We start from the raw sequence: 17,996 nt of genomic DNA on the forward strand, positions 1-17,996 counted from the left end.
CTGTTAGCAATAAAGCAAAAAAGCCGGGAAACACCCCGGCTTTTTTGCTTTTTATCCTGCACTTCATCCACGAGGGTGATGTGTTGCATGCAATTGTTTAAGCCGCTCCCGCGCGACATGCGTATAAATCTGCGTCGTAGAAATATCCGCATGACCAAGCAGCATCTGCACCACGCGCAAATCAGCACCATGATTGAGCAAATGCGTCGCAAAGGCATGCCGCAACACATGCGGGGATAACGCCTTGTGAATACCGGCCCTGGTGGCATAGCGCTTAATGAGGTACCAGAATGCCTGTCGCGTCATTGCCCCGCCGCGCTGGGTCACGAACATGCTGTCGGAAATATGGCCATCCAGAATCGCAAGCCGCGCTTCCTTCATATAGCGCGTTAGCCAATCCAACGCCTCTTCGCCCAGCGGGACTAACCGTGTCTTGCTGCCTTTTCCGGTCACGCGCAGCACACCGTCCCCGATACTGACTTCCGCCACCTTCAGATTGACTAATTCGGATACGCGCAACCCGGTGGCATAGAGCGTCTCCAACATGGCACGATCGCGCAAGCCCAGCAATTCGGTATCACTGGGAGCATTGAGTAGCGCCACCACATCGTCTTCCGTCAGACTCTTGGGCAGGGAGCGCGGCAACTTGGGCGAATCCAGCAGCAAGCTGGGATCAGCATCGATCTTGCCTTCGCGCAAAAGATATCGATAGAAGCGCCGCAAACTGGCGATGAGACGGGCCACACTGCGCGATTTGGTAGCCGCGGAGCGCACCGCGAGATAATCCTGCAGGTCTTCCAAGACTACTTGCTGCAAAGGGCGCTTACGCTCCGCCATCCATTCACCAAATTGCGTCAGGTCGCGGCGATAGCTCTCCAGCGTGTTGCGCGCAAGGCCGTCTTCCAGCCACAAATGATCGATGAATTGATCAAGCAGCGCTTGCTGCGTTTCGTTCATGGGCAAGCAGCCAACGTTTGATATCCAGGGAATCCGACTTTCTGCCGCTCATAAATCCGCCCAATCCGTTGGTTGCAACGATGCGATGGCAAGGAATCACGATCGGGAAATGGTTGGCACCGCAGGCGTTTGCTACCGCTCTCGGACCAGAACCGACACGTTCTGCAAGTTCGCGATAGGTGATCGTCTCTCCTGCTGGAACCGCTGCTATAGCCGCCCATACGCGCTGCTGGAAAGGTGTTCCTCGAATTGCCAGCGGCAAATCGAATTGCGTCGTTGGGTCATTGAAATAGCGATCCAGCGCCTGGCATACCTTCTCAGCCAGGGCGTTAGTAGGTGCAGAGGCTGGTGTCGAATGCGGCAGGAATAGGATTTCCGTTACCGTATCCTCATTGCAACGAATGCCGAGCGTGGTATGGGGAACAGAAAAACAAGCCTGGTAGGTCATCCGGTTATCTTACCGCAGGACGGACAATAAAAAACCCGCGCCTTGCGAGCGCGGGTTTTGAGTCGTGCATGAAACGCGACGATTACTCTGCAGCGGTTTCGCTTGCAGCAGCTTCCTTGACGCGGTTCGGCAGCTTTTCCTTGATGCGTGCAGACTTGCCGGAACGCTCGCGGAGGTAGTACAGCTTGGCGCGACGCACATCACCGCGGCGCTTCAGCTCGATGCTGGCGATCAGCGGGGAGTAGGTCTGAAAGGTACGTTCGACGCCTTCGCCGGAAGAAATCTTGCGCACGATGAAGCTGGAGTTGAGGCCGCGGTTGCGCTTGGCAACGACCACGCCTTCATAAGCCTGCAGACGTTCGCGGTTACCTTCCTTCACCTTCACTTGCACGACAACGGTGTCACCGGGAGCGAAAGCGGGAATGGTCTTACCCAGGCGGGCGATTTCTTCCTGTTCCAGTTGTTGGATGATGTTGCTCATAGGACTTCCTTCCTAGCTTTACGAGTCTTGTTCCTGCTCGATCTCTGCGAGCAGCCGAGACTCCTCTTTAGTCAACTGCCGATGTTCCAGCAGGTCCGGGCGCCTTGCCCGTGTTCGCGCCAACGCTTGCTTCAAGCGCCAGCGACGAATCGCTTCGTGATGCCCCGAGAGTAACACCGGGGGCACCGCTTCGTTTTCGTAAATTTCCGGCCGCGTGTAGTGCGGGCAATCCAGCAGGCCGTCCACGAATGAATCCTCAATCGCGGAATCGGCGTCGTTCAACGCACCCGGAATATGCCGTACGATCGCATCGATCAGCACCATCGCCGGCAACTCACCACCTGAGAGCACATAATCGCCAATGGAGATTTCCTCATCCACCTGGCGTTGGATCAAGCGCTCGTCCACACCTTCATAACGACTCGCCAACAGAATCAGGCCCGGACGAGCCGTCAATTCCATGACCTTGGCATGCGTCAACGGTTGGCCCTGGGGCGAGAGGTGAATCACGTGCGTCTCGCCTATACCGGCTTGCTGCTGACGTTGTCGCGCTGCGTCAATTGCCTTGTCCAGCGGCTCCGCCATCATCACCATTCCCGGACCGCCGCCATAAGGCCGATGGTCTACGGTATGGTAGTTGTCGGTGGTGAAATCACGTGGGTTCCACAAGTGGAGGCCGTACAACCCCATGTCCAAGGCGCGCGCCGTAACACCGTGCTTGCCGACCGCGTCAAACATCGGCGGAAACAGCGTCACCACATCGAACTGCACGCTCAAAAGTCTGCGTCCCAATCCACCAGCATCGTGCCGGCTTCGAGATTGACCTCCAGCACCACTTGCCCGACAAACGGGATCAACCGCTCACGCTCGCCTTCGACGACCATGACGTCGTTCGCGCCGGTCTCAAACAGGCTGCCGATCACGCCAAGTTCGACGCCTTGCTGGTTACGCACCTTGAGTCCGACCAAATCGGACCAGTAGTACTCGTCTTCGTCCGCTTCTGGGAAGTCCTCGCGTGGAACGCCGACTTCCTTGCCCTTGAGCGCCAAGGCTTGGTCGCGGTCCTCAACCCCGGCAAACTTCGCAGCAATCACGCCACCGTGGATTTTGGCGTCTTCAACCTCACCTTCGCGCCAACCGCCCTTTTCGCTAAGCCACCAATGCTCGTAATCGAAAAGGCTGTCCAGCGTTTCGGTGTAGGGCTGGATTTTCACCCACCCTTTAATGCCGTATGGGGCGACAATGCGCCCCATCACCACCATCTTGTCAGATGGCTGCTCCAACTCTTTAATGACCGAGCCTTAGGCTGCGGTGTTCTTGACCAGGCGAGCCACGCAGTCGGAAAGCTGCGCGCCGTTGCCTTGCCAATAAGCGATACGCTCGCTGTTGAGGCGCAGACCTTCAACGCCTTCCTTAGCCAACGGATCGTAGAAACCAACGCGCTCGATAAAGCGGCCATCGCGACGATTGCGGGAATCAGCCACGACTACGTTGTAGAACGGACGGCGCTTGGAACCGCCGCGTGCAAGTCTGATAATAACCATGGTCGGTTTTCTCTTTGTTCTGAAAAAGGAAAAGCGCGGATTCTACTGGATTTTCGTCCGACTTGGCAAGAAGCACCGATGCTTATTTTATATAGTGTGTTCAAGCTCAGCATTAAATTAAAGTCGAAAACCGCTTGTAAAGCCCAGAGCAATAAGGTTAAAATGCCCGGCTCAAGATTTTAGAGAACAAAGAGAGAGTCAAGATGTCCGTTACGACCGCCGAAAAAGCCAAGATTGTTGGCGAATACCAGCTGGCCCAGAACGACACCGGTTCCCCGGAAGTTCAGGTTGCCCTGCTGACCAGCCGCATCTCTACGCTGACCGAGCACTTCAAGACGCACGCCAAGGACCATCACTCCCGTCGTGGTCTGCTGATGCTGGTGAGCCAACGCCGCAAGCTGCTGGACTACCTGAAGCGCAAGAACGCTGATCGCTATCGCTCGCTGATCGAGCGCCTTGGTCTGCGCAAGTAAGCTTCATTTTGCATTTATCAACAAGCCGATCAGGCGCAGCGGTAACGCAGCGTCTGATCGGCTTGTTTGCTATCAAAGGACAATAACGTGAACCCAATCAAAAAATCGATTCAGTTTGGCAAACACACGCTGACGCTGGAAACCGGCGAAATCGCCCGTCAAGCAGACGGCGCCGTCCTGGTCAGCCTCGATGACACCGTGGTCTTGGTGAGTGCGGTCGGCAAGCAGGAAGTCAAGGAAGGCCAGGACTTCTTCCCCCTGACCGTCGACTACCAGGAAAAGACCTACGCAGCCGGCAAAATCCCCGGTGGCTTTTTCAAGCGTGAAGGCCGCCCTTCCGAAAAGGAAACGCTGACCTCCCGCCTGATCGACCGCCCGCTGCGTCCGCTGTTCCCCGAAGCCTTCTATAACGAAGTGCAAATCGTCGCGACCGTGATGTCGTCCGACAGCGAGATCGATTCCGACATCCCCGCCATCATCGGCGCTTCCGCCGCATTGGCGATTTCGGGCATCCCGTTCTACGGCCCGATCGGTGCAGCACGCGTCGGTTACATCAACGGCGAATATGTACTCAACCCGACCGCCTCCGAACTCAAGGAAACCCAGCTCGATCTCGTGGTCGCCGGCACCAACACCGCCGTGCTGATGGTTGAATCCGAAGCCCAACAATTGTCCGAAGAAGTGATGCTCGGCGCCGTCGTTTACGGCCATACCGAAATGCAAGCCGTGATCAACATGATCAACGAATTGGCTGCCGAGGCCGGCAAGGAACCTTGGGACTGGACCCCGCCCGAAGCCGATACAGCGCTCATCGAGCAACTCACGGCACTGGCTGGCAACGACCTCAACGAAGCCTACAAGATCAAGTCCAAGCAAGCTCGCTCCACCAAGCTGGATGAGATCAAGAGCCGCGTGCTGGCAGAACTGGTGACGGAAGAAACCAGCACCGCCCGCAAGAATCAGATCAAGGATGCACTGTTCAGCCTGGAAGCCAAGGTCGTACGTAGCCAGATCCTGAATGGCGAACCCCGCATCGACGGCCGTGACACTCGCACCGTACGCCCCATCAGCATTCGTACCGGCGTTCTGCCACGTACCCACGGTTCCGCCCTGTTCACCCGCGGCGAAACACAGGCATTGGTCGTTGCCACGCTGGGCACCGGCCGCGACGAGCAGATCATCGATGCGCTGCAAGGCGAATATGCCGACCGCTTCATGCTGCACTACAACATGCCTCCGTATGCCACCGGCGAAACTGGTCGCGTGGGCACGCCGAAGCGCCGCGAAATCGGCCACGGACGTCTGGCCAAGCGCGCATTGATCGCAGCACTACCCTCCAAGGAAGAATTCGGCTACACCATCCGCGTGGTGTCCGAAATCACCGAATCCAACGGCTCCAGTTCCATGGCTTCCGTCTGCGGCGGCTGCCTGGCACTGATGGATGCCGGCGTTCCGATGAAGGAGCACGTTGCCGGTATCGCCATGGGCCTGATCAAGGAAGGCAACCGCTTTGCCGTGCTGACCGACATCCTGGGCGACGAGGATCACCTCGGCGACATGGACTTCAAGGTGGCTGGTACCGCTAACGGCATCACCGCCCTGCAGATGGACATCAAGATCACCGGCATCACCGCCGAGATCATGAAGGTTGCATTGGCTCAGGCTCAAGAAGGCCGCATGCACATCCTGGGCCTGATGAAGGGCGCCATGGGTGAATCCCGCCAGGAACTGTCGGCATTCGCACCGCGCATCATCACCATGAAGATCAACCCGGAGAAGATCCGCGACGTGATCGGCAAGGGTGGCGCAGTCATTCGTGCACTGACCGAAGAAACCGGCACGACTATTGATATTGAAGACGACGGCACCATCAAGATCGGCTGCATCAATGCCGAAGCTGGTGAAGAAGCCCAACGTCGTATCGCTGCGATTACCGCCGAAGTTGAAGTCGGCCAGGTTTATGAAGGTGCTGTTCAGCGTCTGCTGGACTTCGGCGCCGTCGTCTCCCTGCTGCCTGGCAAGGACGGCCTGGTGCACATCTCTCAGATTGCCCATCAACGCGTGAACGCTGTTTCCGACTTCCTCAAGGAAGGCCAGATCGTGAAGGTCAAGGTAATCGAAGTGGACGACAAGGGCAAGGTTCGCCTGTCCATGAAGGCACTGATCGATCCGCCGGCGCGCGAAGAGCAAGCTGCGCCTGCAGAGCAACAGTAATCAGGCAAGACAGGCCCGGCCAACGCCGGGCCAAAACAAAAAGGCCGGAAGCGCAAGCAACCGGCCTTTTTGTTTGTATCAAGCTAAATCGCTTTGTCGAATTAGCCCAGCAACGAGTTATTTAGCGACTTGGCGTTCGCGGATTTCGTCCAGCGTCTTGCAGTCGATGCACAAGGTTGCTGTGGGACGGGCTTCCAGGCGCTTCAAACCGATTTCAACACCGCAGCTTTCGCAGTAGCCGTATTCGTCTGCATCAATCTTGCCGAGCGTCTCGTCGATCTTCTTGATGAGTTTACGTTCGCGATCGCGGTTGCGCAGTTCCAGCGCCATATCGGATTCCTGGCTTGCGCGATCGTTGGGATCGGCAAACATGGTCACTTCGTCCTGCATGGTATGCACGGTACGGTCGATATCGTTGGAAAGCTCGGCTTTCCAGTTATTTAGGATTTTGCGAAAATGATCTTTTTGCTGACCATTCATATACTCCTCGCCAGCCTTGGGCTCGTAAGGAGTGAAATGGCGGGAAATATCTTCTGGCATATCGATTATCCGGCTCCCCTGTGAGAGGAAGCGCTCAGTATCAAAAAATCAATGAAGGCGCAAGTTTACTGATGAATGGGAAATAAATCCAGCATGGCTCTTGAAGCACTTTTGTTCGATGTGGACGGCACTCTGGCCGATACCGAACGCGACGGCCACAGGCCTGCTTTCAATCAAGCATTCGAGGATCTCGGTCTCGACTGGCATTGGGACGAAGCGCTTTACGGCAAGCTTCTGGCAGTCACCGGAGGCAAGGAGAGAATCCGCTATTATATCGACGAGTTCCGCCCGGATTACGTCAAGCCCCAGCACTTCGACGACCTCGTCGCCGAACTGCATAAAACCAAAACCCGACATTACACCGAACTGTTGGCAGCAGGCGGCATTCCTTTACGCCCAGGCATCAAGCGCCTTCTGACTGAAGCTCGTAGCACCGGCTTGCGGCTGGCCATCGCCACCACCACTTCTCCTGAAAACGTCAGCGGCCTATTGCGTCACAGCTTGTCCGAAGATGCGGAAAGCTGGTTCGAAGTAATTGCCGCGGGCGATATCGTGCCTTCCAAAAAGCCTGCACCTGACATCTATTCATGGGCACTAAAAGCATTGGACCTGCCACCGGAAGAGTGCGTAGCCTTCGAAGATTCGCGCAACGGCATTCGAGCCAGTCGCGGCGCAGGCATTCCAACCCTGGTGACGATCAACGACTATACGGCTAAAGATGATTTCGAAGGCGCCCTAGCCGTAATGAGTGACCTGGGCGAGCCCGATGCACCGTTCAAGGTGCTGTCGGGCCAGCGCACGGAGAAGTCTTACCTGGACATCGAGCTAATTCGCCGCTGGATGAACGCAACGGCAGGGTGATCTGAGGAAAAGTTAAGCCTTACCGGCAGCCTCGCGCTGCTCCAAGGCATCCAAGGTATTTTCCATCAGGGTGGCGACCGTCATCGGCCCTACGCCACCCGGCACCGGGGTAATCCAACCAGCGCGCTCGCGGGCGGTTTCGTATTCCACGTCGCCGCAAATCTTCCCGCTTTCGAGTCGATTGATGCCGACATCGACCACGATGGACCCTGGCCGAATCCACTCGCCTTTCACCAATCCCGGCTTGCCGGCCGCGGCAACGACGATATCCGCATTGGACAGCAGGCCTGGCAAGTCTTTGGTGAAGCGATGACATACGGTCACCGTACATCCAGCCAGCAGCAATTCCATAGCCATGGGCCGACCGACAATGTTGGAAGCGCCGACGATCACTGCATTCATACCCTTGAGGTCGACATTCAAACTCGCCAGCATCGTCATCACCCCTTTGGGCGTACAAGGCCGCAACGTAGGAATACGTTGCGCCAGGCGGCCGACGTTATAGGGATGGAAACCGTCCACGTCCTTGGCGGGATCGATGCGTTCGATGACGGCTGTCGCATCAAGATGCTGCGGCAGCGGGAGCTGAACGAGGATGCCGTCGACAGAAGCATCGGCATTCAATTGATCGATCAGAGCGAGCAGATCTTCCTGCGTTGTGGTTTCAGGCAGGTTGTGCGCCAGAGAACGCATGCCGAGCGCCTCGCAGTTCTCCCGCTTCTTGCGCACATAAATCGTCGAGGCCGGATCGCCGCCCACCAGCACGACCGCCAGGCAAGGCACACGCAAGCCCTTGGCCGCCCGCTGCGCGATGCGCTGCTTGACGCCCTCCAGCAATTGAGCGGAAATAGCCTTGCCGTCGATGATCTGTGCCGTCATGAGAAATGCTGCCGAATAAAAGAGGGTATTTTAGCAGATTCCATTTGACGCCCACCGGCGATTTAGCTATAGTTGCGGCCCTCGGGGTGTAGCGTAGCCTGGTAGCGCGCCTGCTTTGGGAGCAGGATGTCGGGAGTTCGAATCTCTCCACCCCGACCAGAATAAAGATTTCATAGATCGCCCGACGATCTGCCCGTAGCTCAACCGGATAGAGCACCAGCCTTCTAAGCTGGGGGTTACAGGTTCGATTCCTGTCGGGCAGGCCAGTTTTCAGTGGTGGCTGTAGCTCAGTTGGTAGAGTCCCGGATTGTGATTCCGGTTGTCGTGGGTTCGAGTCCCATCAGCCACCCCATCTATCTTCTTCAGAATCTCTCGCACATTGGTTATGCAGAGATAAGCGGAACCCTCTAGGTCCCGCATCTGATGGCAATTCCTACTTACTTGTCACCAAATCTCCAAGCATCAGCCTGGGCCACATGCATTGGTTCAGGAATGTGCACTGCCGCTAACACCTTCCAACATCGTTTCTACCGCCAGGTTCAAATCCTTGGCTTGCAATGCTTCCGGGAGTTTAATGAAGGCTGCCGAACGCAACCGTGGGGCGAGATGGAAAAAGTCGTCACCGGCTGCATCCACCGCCTCCATACCAAGCGGCACTGCAATATCGCCATGCGCCAAGCGCTCACCCAAGCGTGCACTGAGATAGCACAACGCAGCTGAATCCATCCGATGCGAGTCCAAGCTTTGATCCGCATCGGCGAACAGCATGCGATCGATCCCGGATACGGTCTGGACCAATTCGTCCGGCAGCGCCCAAGCCAGCATCAGCAAGCGCGATATCTCACCAGCCGCAATTCCCAAGCTGGCTTGCTCCACCCGAACGCGCTCAACCAAATCAGCCTTAGATACCTCGATCTCGTTCGCAGGCAGCAAGTAGGCTGCTGCGATATGGCCGATGTAAGACAGCACGGTCAATGTCGAAAGAACACCAGGGTTGGGCAAATTGAGTTTCTGCGCGAGGCGGAAACACAGGTCGCTCGCCAAGGCGCTGGACGTCCAGATATCGTCGAAAATGGCCTGACGCTGCGGGATATCAGCCTTGAACGACTCCTCCAGCAAATACTGCACGCAAATGGCACGCACGTTGTTCATGCCGAGGAAAGTAATTGCCTGCCCCACATTGACCACAGGCTTACTCAAGCCATACAGCGGTGCATTGACGCGGGCAATGACCTTAGCAGCGATCAACGGCTCGCTCATGACCAGATCGGCCAATTCGTCCGACGTCGCCGTAGCGAGCGCATTGCCGGAAACCATCTTGACGAAGGAGCGCGGCGGCCGTGGGATATTGCTGATGCGATCCATCAAGGATTGCAAAGTGGCCCCATCCAACACGTCGGCTGTTTGCAATTTCAGCGTTTGCAAAGCTTCTGGCACAGGCCGAGGGTCAGGCAAAACAGAGGCTAGGGGTTCAGCGGAGGAAACAGTTGGCGAAGACAGGGGTTGCTGCATGCTGGGCTGCACCGGCATTTCGGCTGTTTTATTCAAGCCTGGCTGCCCTTTCACTCCGACTTCAGCCTTGCTCCGGCGCGAGACAAGAACCAAAAGAACAATGGCAGCGCTGATGACAGCAAGAAAAGTAATCATGACAGTAATTGCCCGCAGAAGTGAATGGAATCCGGGGCAAATATTTCTGCCCTGCGCCAGCCTAATTTTTCGGATGGCCCGATGCTCATCCTATCACTTTTCTCATTTCAAGCCATGTGCCGTTACCTGCCATGTCACGGCAGGCACAATGGTAATATTGAGGCGCTGCTTTCACTAAAAAACAAATCAGACTGGCTTAACCTTTTGAATCCGACCAGCCCCTTCCCGATCCTTGCTTGCTTATTTCTAGCACTCACGACTTGTCATCTGCTATCCCTGCGCTTTGGCAAACCTCCAGCACTAGGCCGCTACTTAAGCATCGATGGGTTACGGGGGATTCTGGCGCTGTCTGTTTTTATTCACCATGCCTGCCTCTGGTACTTCTTTTCGCGATCGGGAGAATGGAAATTACCGCCCTCTCAGCTATACGTTCACTTAGGGCAAAGTAGCGTGCTGCTTTTCTTTATGATTACTGGATTCCTTTTCTTCGGAAAACTCCTCGATTCTCGAAATAAAGAAATGGATTGGTTAAAACTCTATATCTCAAGAATCCTCCGCCTGACGCCACTTTATTTCTTTTCAATGATGTTGCTGTTCATCCTGGTGGCTTTGGCCTCCGCAGGAATTCAGCATGAGCCCTGGCCCAAGATCATGGTTGAATGCATGCAATGGCTTACCTTTACCATTAAAGGCGGGCCCGATATCAATCAAGTCGAGAACACTAAAGTGATGATTGCAGGGGTAACCTGGACGCTAAAACATGAATGGCTTTTTTATCTCTCACTGCCATTTATTGCGATTTTCACTAGAAAGATTGCGCCGCTTCCCTATCTGGTGGTGGGAGTTGCGGCATATGCATACTGGCACCCTCATGGTTATATCCTTTTATCTTTTCTCGGGGGCATCCTGGCGTCGATCTTGGTCAGGAATACAGGTTTCTGTCGCCTAGCGGCAAGCTTCAGCGCCTCGCTGGTCATTCTTGCAGCGCTTACAGCTGCAGCTTCCTTGTATCCGTCTTCACACGGCACAGCACCAGTATTGTTTCTTGCTATCGCATTTAGTCTTATCGCTGGAGGGAATAGCTTATTCGGGTTGTTAACACATCATGCCACCCGGACCTTAGGTGAAATGGCCTACAGCATATATTTGTTACACGGCATCATTTTGTTCTTTTCTTTCAGATATATATTAGGTCAAGCAGGAGCAATTCCACTCGAACCTTTACATCATTGGTTCACAATCTTCATCCTTACGCCCGTTCTTATTTGCATTAGCTTTGCCAGTTTTTCCATGATTGAGAAACCGGCGCTAGAACGAACTTCTGCAGTGACCGAATGGTTACGTGCCAAGCGCTTTCAAAAGACGAACAAGCTCGTTTAGAAATCCATAAACACCCATCAGGCGATATTCACGATCTGAACATTCCCGTCCTTACCAACCACATTGATACCGATATTGTTTGGATAGCGTTGCAGCGACAAATCCACCGTCGAACTGCCGACTGGTAATCCACGAATATCGACGCTTTGCAGGAAATCCGGCAGTTGGGGATGCTTGAAGAGGATTTGTCGGTTATGAGGATCGAACGAAAGTCCAAGGCAAGCCTGCACGAGGTAGAACACACTGGCTGCAGCCCAGGCTTGGGGCGAGCAAGCAACCGGGTACAGCGTGGGGCCTTCGTCAGGGCGCTTTTCGAAGCCGCAGAACAATTCCGGCATCCGGTTTTGGTCCATGTAGAGGCTAACTTCGCGCATACCGGTGAATATCTTCAACGCCTTGTCGGTAAAGCCGTAGCGTGACATTCCGGCGGCGATGATTGCGTTGTCGTGGGGCCAGATCGAACCGTTGTGGTAGGACATGGGGTTGTAGCGCAACTCATTGCTGCTGATAGTACGAATTCCCCAGCCGCAGAAAAAATCCTCTTCTAACAGCCGTTTGGCAATGCGCTCTGCCCGGCGCGGCGTAGCAATGCCGCTCCACAAGGTGTGTCCGGCATTGGATGAAGCCACCTTGCATTGCTGCTTGCGGCCGTCCAGCGCAAGGGCATACATGCCGATTTCATCGCACCAGAAGGCCTCGTTGAATTTCTTCTTGAGTTGAACAGCTGCTGCGTCCAGCTCCAGCGAGAGCGCCGGCTCGTCCAATAAGCGGGCCAACCGCGCCGCATGCAACCGTGCCTCGTAGACATAGCCCTGGACTTCGCATAGGGCAATGGGCGGCTCCGCCATGCGGCCGTCCTGATGAAAAACGGAATCGTCCGAGTCTTTCCAGCCCTGCTGCACCAGTCCGCGGTCTCCGCGACGGGCGTATTCGATGAATCCGTCACCGTCGCAATCCCCGTATTCGTCTATCCACTTGAGCGCCGCTATGATGTTGGGCCAGATGGTGCGGATAAATGCCAGGTCGCCCGTACGCTCGTAATACGCCCCAGCCAGTGCCACGAACAATGGCGTGGCATCCACCGTGCCGTAATAAAGCCGGAAGGGAATTTCGTTTAGTGCCGCCAGCTCGCCGTTGCGAGCCTCGTGCAATATCTTGCCCGGTTCTGCATCTTGCAAGGGGTTGTGCTCGGTTGCCTGGTGCGCAGCGAGAAATGCCAGCACCCCCTTGGCAAAAGCCGGTTCGATCCACAAATACTCCCACGCTGTCAAAATCCCGTCGCGGCCGAAAGTCGTGGAAAACCACGGCACACCGGCATAGGGATAATCGCCGTCCTTAAGCGACGTCGTCAGCATCACCAGATCGGCATTGGAGCGCTCCACCCAGCGGTTGAACAAAGGGTCGGATGTGACCAGCCGACAGCGCCGGTTAAGCCGAGGCTGGGTGCAATCGTTCAGAGACTTGAACGCCGACAAATACTCGATCCTCTCGAAGTCGAAGTCCCCTTCTTGCTCGCAGCCAATGGTGACGTAAAGATGCGCTTCGCTCTTGGGCGCAAGATCGAGGCAAAACTCGGCACAGCTGGCGCTCAACTTCTCAGGCATGGGGTTGAGCAGGATGTGGGAACGCCGGATCACGTCGTCCAGCCCTCGATAGCTCAGCGTCAGCTCGGATTCGTCGACTTGCGGCTCCAGCATTTGCCCACGCCGGGTTCGACCGAAACCGCGCACCTCGAACATGTCCTTGAAATCCGCACCGAAATGCAGCTCTACCTTGGTCTTGACACGCTCCAGCCCGTAATTGACCACCCGGATATGCTCGTAACAAGCGTTGTTCCACAACAGCTTGGCGCGAAAGATATGCAGCGTGCCCTTGGCCACGGCATTCCGGCCATGCGGATGCAGGTCGGGGTTCATCAGCTCGACGATAAATAGACCGTTGTCGTCTTTGACCGTTGAATTCAGGAACAGTGGACGAATACCTTCAATTAACAGTTCTTGGTGGGAGAGGAAACAAGTATCTCCATGGTAAAGACCATCCTCCAGTCCAATGGACTGGATATCGCCGAAACGGTCGAACATGGCGAAGGTATCGTTGTGCTTGAGAACCCGCCGGCGCTCATCCGGCGGGGACGATGTGGCCAGGATGTACCATTTGTCCTCCAGCCGGATTTTTTCAACCATGGCGTTCTCCCGCCACTTGTCGCAGGTCGGCAACCTTGGCCTGACGGTTCATCAGGCGGTGGTACACCCGCAAGTAATGCTCGGTCATCCGCTCCACGGTAAAGCGTCGCTCGAAGGCGGCACGGCAAACCCGGCGATCCAGTTCATCGACGCGCATTGCCGCCGCCACCGCCTCGTCCTGATTCGTCACCACAAAACCTGTCACCCCGTGCTCCATGACCTCCGGCACTGCTCCGTTGCGGTAGGCGACGACCGGCGTACCGCAAGCCATCGCCTCGATCATCACCAGACCGAAAGGTTCGGGCCAATCGATGGGGAACAGCAGCGCCTTCGCGTGGGCCAGCAATCGCCACTTATCCGCCCCGCCGACCTCGCCGAGAAAATGCACCAGCGGATGTGATAACAAGGGCTTGATGCGCTCCATGAAATAGTCCTCGTACACGCCGTCCACCTTGGCCGCCACATATATCGGCGTTTCGCAGCGAATCGCGATTTCAATCGCGCGATCCACCCGCTTCTCGGGACTGATGCGGCCCAGAAAAGCTAAGTAGCCTTCGTGCTTGGGCGAAAAAGCGAACAAATCCTCCGGCAACCCGTGATACACCGTGTCCGTCCAGTAGGCGCTGGGTTGAGCGGCGCGCTGGCTGTTGGAAATGGAAATCAGCGGTTCCTGATCGTATTGGAGGTAAAGCGGGCGGTATTCCGCCAGATCCTGCCGGTCGTGCACGGTGGTAAGGTGGGGCGTCTTGAGATGGGCTGCAGACGGAAAGTGCGCAAAGCCGGTATGAAAATGAACGATGTCGAAGGCATGCGCCATTTCAAGCACCTGCCCCATCTGCACCGTCTGCATCGCCAGGTAGGCGTTCGTGCTTGCGCCCACGCTGCGCATGCTCTGCGGAACGGTGGCGATGAGCCGGGCACTAGTGATCGAATCACCGCTGGCAAATAAAGTAACGTCGTGGCCCTGCCGCACCAGTTCTTCGGTCAGGTAGGAAACGACGCGCTCAGTGCCGCCGTAGGTCTTGGGCGGGACGCTTTCGAAAAGTGGGGAAACCTGTGCAATTCTCATGGGGTACGTTCTCCTTGTTTCGCTTGTGAGCGGAAGGAGACTTAAGCCGATCCGCTCGCCAACCCTGAGCCCCAGTCTAGCAATCCACGGCTTAAGCAAACGTGCGGGAACGCACATCCTGGCGCGGAGCCCCAAGCAATAATGCCAGTGCTCGTGGCCGGGGTAGCGCATCGATTGCCGTCGTCGAGAAAATGCGCCATTGTCCGACCTCGACCCAACAACCAAATCGAACATCATGAGTAAAACCATCGCGTTCTTCGGCGAAATCCTGGCCGACGTGTTTCCCGACCGTTCCGTCCTCGGCGGCGCTCCTTTCAATGCGGCGCGCCACCTCCAGGTATTCGGGCATAAACCGCGTATGGTCACGCGCATCGGGAAGGACAAGCTGGGTCAAGAACTGCTCGACGCCATGAAAGACCTCGGCATGGATACCACGGATGTGCAGCGCGACGACGAGCACCCCACCGGCCAGGTGAGAGTGCACATCGAGTCTTCCGGTCACCGGTTCGAGATTCTGCCCGACCAGGCCTACGACCATATCCGCTCGGACGAGCTTATTGTCACGGCCGAACCGCCGGACATGATCTACTTCGGTACACTGGCGCAGCGCTGTCCACAATCGCGCTATGCGCTGGATATCTTCCTCGCCAACAACAAGAGCCCGCGTTTTCTGGATATCAACCTGCGCCAGCCCTGGTACGACCTCAATACCATCGAACGCTCGCTAGTCCTCGCCCATCAGGTCAAGATCAACGACGAAGAACTTGCCATCGTGGCCCGCATGCTCAACCTCAAGGCCGACCATCCCGAACTCCAAGCCGCCGCGCTGCTGGAAAACTTCGACCTCGACGTCGTCTTGGTGACCTGCGGTGCAGGCGGAGCCTGGGTGCTTGAGCGCGGCCATGACATCTTGTGTGCGCCGAGCAAAGCAACAATTCCGCTCGCCGATACGGTGGGCGCTGGCGATGCTTTCGCTGCGGTCTACATGCTTGGCCGCCTTTCCGGCTGGCCGATGGAAACCACGCTCGCGCGCGCTAACGACTTCGCCGGTGCCGTCTGCGCCATCCGCGGCGCGGCACCGGAAGAGGCGGAGCCGTTCTACGCGCCCTTTAAACTGGAATGGAAGTTGTGATCCGGCAGCACACGCAATCCGAACAACCGCTTTATATCCTCATGATCAGCGTCCATGGGCTGATCCGCAGTAGCGAACTCGAACTGGGCCGCGACGCCGACACCGGCGGCCAAACCAAATATGTGGTCGAAGTGGCACGGGCGCTGGCCCGCCACCGTCAAGTCGACAAAGTCGACCTGGTCACCCGTTTGGTGGACGACCCTGCCATTTCCCCTGACTACACCACAGCCGAGGAGCCTTTGGCCGAAGGCGCCCGCCTCGTCAGGCTGGCTTGCGGTCCTCGCCGCTACATCCGCAAGGAAATGCTCTGGCCGCACCTCGACCAGATGGTCGATAAATGCCTGCATTTCATCCGCCAGCAGGGCCGCCTACCCGACCTCATCCACTCGCACTACGCCGATGCTGCCTACGTAGGACAGCAACTCTCACTGCTGCTGGGCATCCCGCTCGTCCACACAGGGCACTCGCTGGGCCGCTCCAAACGCGAGCGCCTACTTGCGTCGGGGCGAAGGCCTAGCGCCATCGAGCGACAATTCAACCTGACCCGTCGCATCACTGTAGAAGAAGACGTCCTCAAGCATGCCTCGCTCATCATTACCAGCACGCGTCAGGAAATCGACGAGCAATACGGCATGTATCTCAACCATGATGCGCGCCGCTGCGTGGTGATCCCACCGGGTATCGACACTTCGCGCTTTTCACCACCTCATCGGCGCAGGCTCAATCACGACGTGCGTCAGAAAGTCGGCAAGTTCCTGGCCGAGCCGTTGAAGCCGATGGTCCTCGCCATCTCACGCCCTTCGGAGCGCAAAAACCTCGAAGGCTTGCTAGCAGCCTACGGCAACGATACAGCGCTCAAGGACAAAGCCAATTTGGTCGTCGTCGCCGGCGTGCGGGAAGACATCCGGCAGATGGAAGAAGCCCAGCGCAGCATCATGGTGGACTTGTTACTCGATATCGACCGGCACGACATCTGGGGCAAGGTGGCGATCCCCAAGCATATCGGGCAGGAGGATATTCCCGGTCTCTACCAGATTGCTGCCCGCAGCCGCGGAGTATTCGTCAATCCGGCACTTACGGAGCCTTTCGGCCTGACGCTGATCGAAGCGGCCGCAAGCGGCTTGCCTTTTATAGCGCCGGACGACGGCGGCCCCCGCGATATCGTTGCCAATTGTCGTAGCGGCTTGCTCGCCAACACACTCGACACCCAAGACATCGCCGACAAACTCAAGCAGGCGTTGGCGGATCGCCAGCAATGGCGCGTGTGGTCGAACAACGGCATCCAGGGCGTAAAGCGCCATTACAGTTGGGAAGCCCACGTCAACAGATACGTCAAAACCGTGCGCACCCTGCTGCACCGCGAAAAGAAGCGCGTACGGCGGCACCATGCGCTGGCCTTCGATGTTGGGGATTCCCCCATGCCACTGGTACAGCGCGTGCTCATCAGCGATATCGACAACACGCTCATCGGTGACAAGGCTAGCCTGGCCGAACTCATTGCCTGGCTGCGCGCCAATGCCGGACGGCTCGGTTTTGGGGTGGCGACCGGACGCAGTCTGGAAAAAACCCTCAAGGTGCTCAAGGCTTGGCGCATCCCCATCCCAGACGTGCTCATCACGGCTGTCGGCACGGAAATTTATTACGGTCGCAAGCTGATTCCGGATACGGCCTGGTTGAACCATATTCGCCATTTGTGGCGACGCGAGGCGCTGGCGGAAGCCCTGTCGCGCATTCCCGGGCTCGCTCTGCAACCGCCTGAGGACCAACGCGAGTTCAAGCTAAGCTATATCGTCGCGCCAGAGCAAATGCCGCCGCTACGCGATCTGGATCGCTACCTGCACCAGCACAAGCTTGATGCGCAGCTGATCTATTCGCATCAGAAATTCCTGGATGTGCTGCCGATTCGCGCTTCCAAAGGCCATGCCATCCGCTACCTGGCCTACAAATGGGGCTTGCCGCTCAAGAACTTCCTCATCGCCGGCGATTCCGGCAACGATACCGAAATGCTGGTCGGCGACACGCTCGCTGTCGTCGTCGGCAACCACAGCCCGGAACTGGAACCTCTGCGCGGGCTGGAACAAGTCTATTTCGCCCAAGGTCATTGTGCGGCGGGCATCCTGGAAGGGCTGGAGCATTACGGTTTCGTTGCCACAGGCGACGCTAAGGACCGACCATCAACCGAATAGGA

Annotated in this window: 17 protein-coding genes and 3 tRNA genes; 9 read left to right on the top strand and 11 right to left on the bottom strand. The window is 56.8% G+C overall.

Annotated elements, in window-relative coordinates; all coding sequences use genetic code 11:
* Positions 1 to 63: 63 nt before the first annotated feature.
* The 6 genes from xerD to rpsP all read right to left on the bottom strand — a co-directional run bounded on the left by xerD (position 64) and on the right by rpsP (position 3,430).
* Positions 64 to 957: a site-specific tyrosine recombinase XerD gene (gene xerD / locus NMK_RS05095; RefSeq protein ID WP_109014678.1), complete on the bottom strand. Its 894-nt coding sequence runs from the start codon at positions 955 to 957 to the stop codon at positions 64 to 66.
* On the bottom strand, positions 929 to 1,405 hold the full coding sequence (locus NMK_RS05100; RefSeq protein WP_109014679.1) for a methylated-DNA--[protein]-cysteine S-methyltransferase: 477 nt from the start codon (positions 1,403 to 1,405) through the stop codon (positions 929 to 931). The genes xerD and NMK_RS05100 overlap by 29 nt, the downstream gene beginning before the upstream one ends.
* A gap of 82 nt (positions 1,406 to 1,487) precedes the next feature.
* A complete protein-coding gene (gene rplS / locus NMK_RS05105; RefSeq protein ID WP_109014680.1) occupies positions 1,488 to 1,886 on the bottom strand; it encodes a 50S ribosomal protein L19 in 399 nt (132 codons plus the stop codon).
* Between the two features lie 18 nt (positions 1,887 to 1,904).
* Positions 1,905 to 2,657 carry a tRNA (guanosine(37)-N1)-methyltransferase TrmD gene (gene trmD, locus NMK_RS05110; protein ID WP_109015070.1) on the bottom strand — a complete coding sequence of 251 codons (753 nt, stop codon included), beginning with the start codon at positions 2,655 to 2,657 and terminating at the stop codon, positions 1,905 to 1,907.
* Between the two features lie 2 nt (positions 2,658 to 2,659).
* On the bottom strand, positions 2,660 to 3,148 hold the full coding sequence (gene rimM / locus NMK_RS05115) for a ribosome maturation factor RimM (RefSeq protein WP_227871400.1): 489 nt from the start codon (positions 3,146 to 3,148) through the stop codon (positions 2,660 to 2,662).
* 39 nt (positions 3,149 to 3,187) lie between these two features.
* On the bottom strand, positions 3,188 to 3,430 hold the full coding sequence (gene rpsP / locus NMK_RS05120) for a 30S ribosomal protein S16 (protein WP_109014682.1): 243 nt from the start codon (positions 3,428 to 3,430) through the stop codon (positions 3,188 to 3,190).
* Between the two features lie 203 nt (positions 3,431 to 3,633).
* On the opposite strand from rpsP, the gene rpsO reads away from it, so the two are divergent.
* Both rpsO and pnp read left to right on the top strand, forming a co-directional pair.
* The gene (gene rpsO / locus NMK_RS05125) at positions 3,634 to 3,903 is read left to right on the top strand and encodes a 30S ribosomal protein S15 (RefSeq protein ID WP_109014683.1); all 270 of its coding nucleotides are present in this window, start codon (positions 3,634 to 3,636) and stop codon (positions 3,901 to 3,903) included.
* Between the two features lie 87 nt (positions 3,904 to 3,990).
* A complete protein-coding gene (gene pnp, locus NMK_RS05130) occupies positions 3,991 to 6,117 on the top strand; it encodes a polyribonucleotide nucleotidyltransferase (RefSeq protein WP_109014684.1) in 2,127 nt (708 codons plus the stop codon).
* A gap of 117 nt (positions 6,118 to 6,234) precedes the next feature.
* Here pnp and dksA read toward each other — a convergent pair whose 3' ends face one another.
* Positions 6,235 to 6,657 (bottom strand): RNA polymerase-binding protein DksA, encoded by a 423-nt coding sequence (gene dksA, locus NMK_RS05135; protein ID WP_109014685.1) that lies wholly within the window; start codon positions 6,655 to 6,657, stop codon positions 6,235 to 6,237.
* A 93-nt stretch (positions 6,658 to 6,750) separates the two neighbouring features.
* Between dksA and NMK_RS05140 the strand changes: the two genes are divergently transcribed.
* Positions 6,751 to 7,518: an HAD family hydrolase gene (locus tag NMK_RS05140; RefSeq protein WP_109014686.1), complete on the top strand. Its 768-nt coding sequence runs from the start codon at positions 6,751 to 6,753 to the stop codon at positions 7,516 to 7,518.
* A 12-nt stretch (positions 7,519 to 7,530) separates the two neighbouring features.
* Here the strand turns inward: NMK_RS05140 and folD are convergent, their stop codons facing one another.
* Complete coding sequence (gene folD / locus NMK_RS05145; RefSeq protein WP_109014687.1) at positions 7,531 to 8,397, bottom strand: bifunctional methylenetetrahydrofolate dehydrogenase/methenyltetrahydrofolate cyclohydrolase FolD; 867 nt, start codon at positions 8,395 to 8,397, stop codon at positions 7,531 to 7,533.
* Positions 8,398 to 8,479: 82 nt separating this feature from the next.
* On the opposite strand from folD, the gene NMK_RS05150 reads away from it, so the two are divergent.
* The 3 genes from NMK_RS05150 to NMK_RS05160 all read left to right on the top strand — a co-directional run bounded on the left by NMK_RS05150 (position 8,480) and on the right by NMK_RS05160 (position 8,749).
* Positions 8,480 to 8,556: transfer RNA gene (locus NMK_RS05150), tRNA-Pro, on the top strand.
* Positions 8,557 to 8,586: 30 nt separating this feature from the next.
* Positions 8,587 to 8,663, top strand: a tRNA-Arg gene (locus NMK_RS05155).
* A gap of 10 nt (positions 8,664 to 8,673) precedes the next feature.
* Positions 8,674 to 8,749, top strand: a tRNA-His gene (locus NMK_RS05160).
* A gap of 134 nt (positions 8,750 to 8,883) precedes the next feature.
* On the opposite strand, the gene NMK_RS05165 is transcribed toward NMK_RS05160, so the two are convergent.
* A complete protein-coding gene (locus tag NMK_RS05165) occupies positions 8,884 to 9,945 on the bottom strand; it encodes an HDOD domain-containing protein (RefSeq protein ID WP_181376172.1) in 1,062 nt (353 codons plus the stop codon).
* Between the two features lie 123 nt (positions 9,946 to 10,068).
* Between NMK_RS05165 and NMK_RS05170 the strand changes: the two genes are divergently transcribed.
* Complete coding sequence (locus NMK_RS05170) at positions 10,069 to 11,424, top strand: acyltransferase family protein (RefSeq protein ID WP_109014689.1); 1,356 nt, start codon at positions 10,069 to 10,071, stop codon at positions 11,422 to 11,424.
* Positions 11,425 to 11,441: 17 nt separating this feature from the next.
* On the opposite strand, the gene NMK_RS05175 is transcribed toward NMK_RS05170, so the two are convergent.
* Positions 11,442 to 13,607 (bottom strand): amylo-alpha-1,6-glucosidase, encoded by a 2,166-nt coding sequence (locus NMK_RS05175; RefSeq protein WP_109014690.1) that lies wholly within the window; start codon positions 13,605 to 13,607, stop codon positions 11,442 to 11,444.
* Positions 13,600 to 14,676: a glycosyltransferase family 4 protein gene (locus NMK_RS05180; protein ID WP_109014691.1), complete on the bottom strand. Its 1,077-nt coding sequence runs from the start codon at positions 14,674 to 14,676 to the stop codon at positions 13,600 to 13,602. The genes NMK_RS05175 and NMK_RS05180 overlap by 8 nt, the downstream gene beginning before the upstream one ends.
* A 235-nt stretch (positions 14,677 to 14,911) precedes the next feature.
* On the opposite strand from NMK_RS05180, the gene NMK_RS05185 reads away from it, so the two are divergent.
* Both NMK_RS05185 and NMK_RS05190 read left to right on the top strand, forming a co-directional pair.
* Positions 14,912 to 15,808 (top strand): carbohydrate kinase family protein, encoded by an 897-nt coding sequence (locus tag NMK_RS05185; protein WP_109015071.1) that lies wholly within the window; start codon positions 14,912 to 14,914, stop codon positions 15,806 to 15,808.
* Complete coding sequence (locus NMK_RS05190) at positions 15,796 to 17,994, top strand: HAD-IIB family hydrolase (RefSeq protein ID WP_109014692.1); 2,199 nt, start codon at positions 15,796 to 15,798, stop codon at positions 17,992 to 17,994. The genes NMK_RS05185 and NMK_RS05190 overlap by 13 nt, the downstream gene beginning before the upstream one ends.
* Positions 17,995 to 17,996 lie beyond the last annotated feature (2 nt).

The sequence above is a fragment of the Novimethylophilus kurashikiensis genome (genome assembly GCF_003112435.1).
GTDB lineage: Bacteria > Pseudomonadota > Gammaproteobacteria > Burkholderiales > Methylophilaceae > Novimethylophilus > Novimethylophilus kurashikiensis.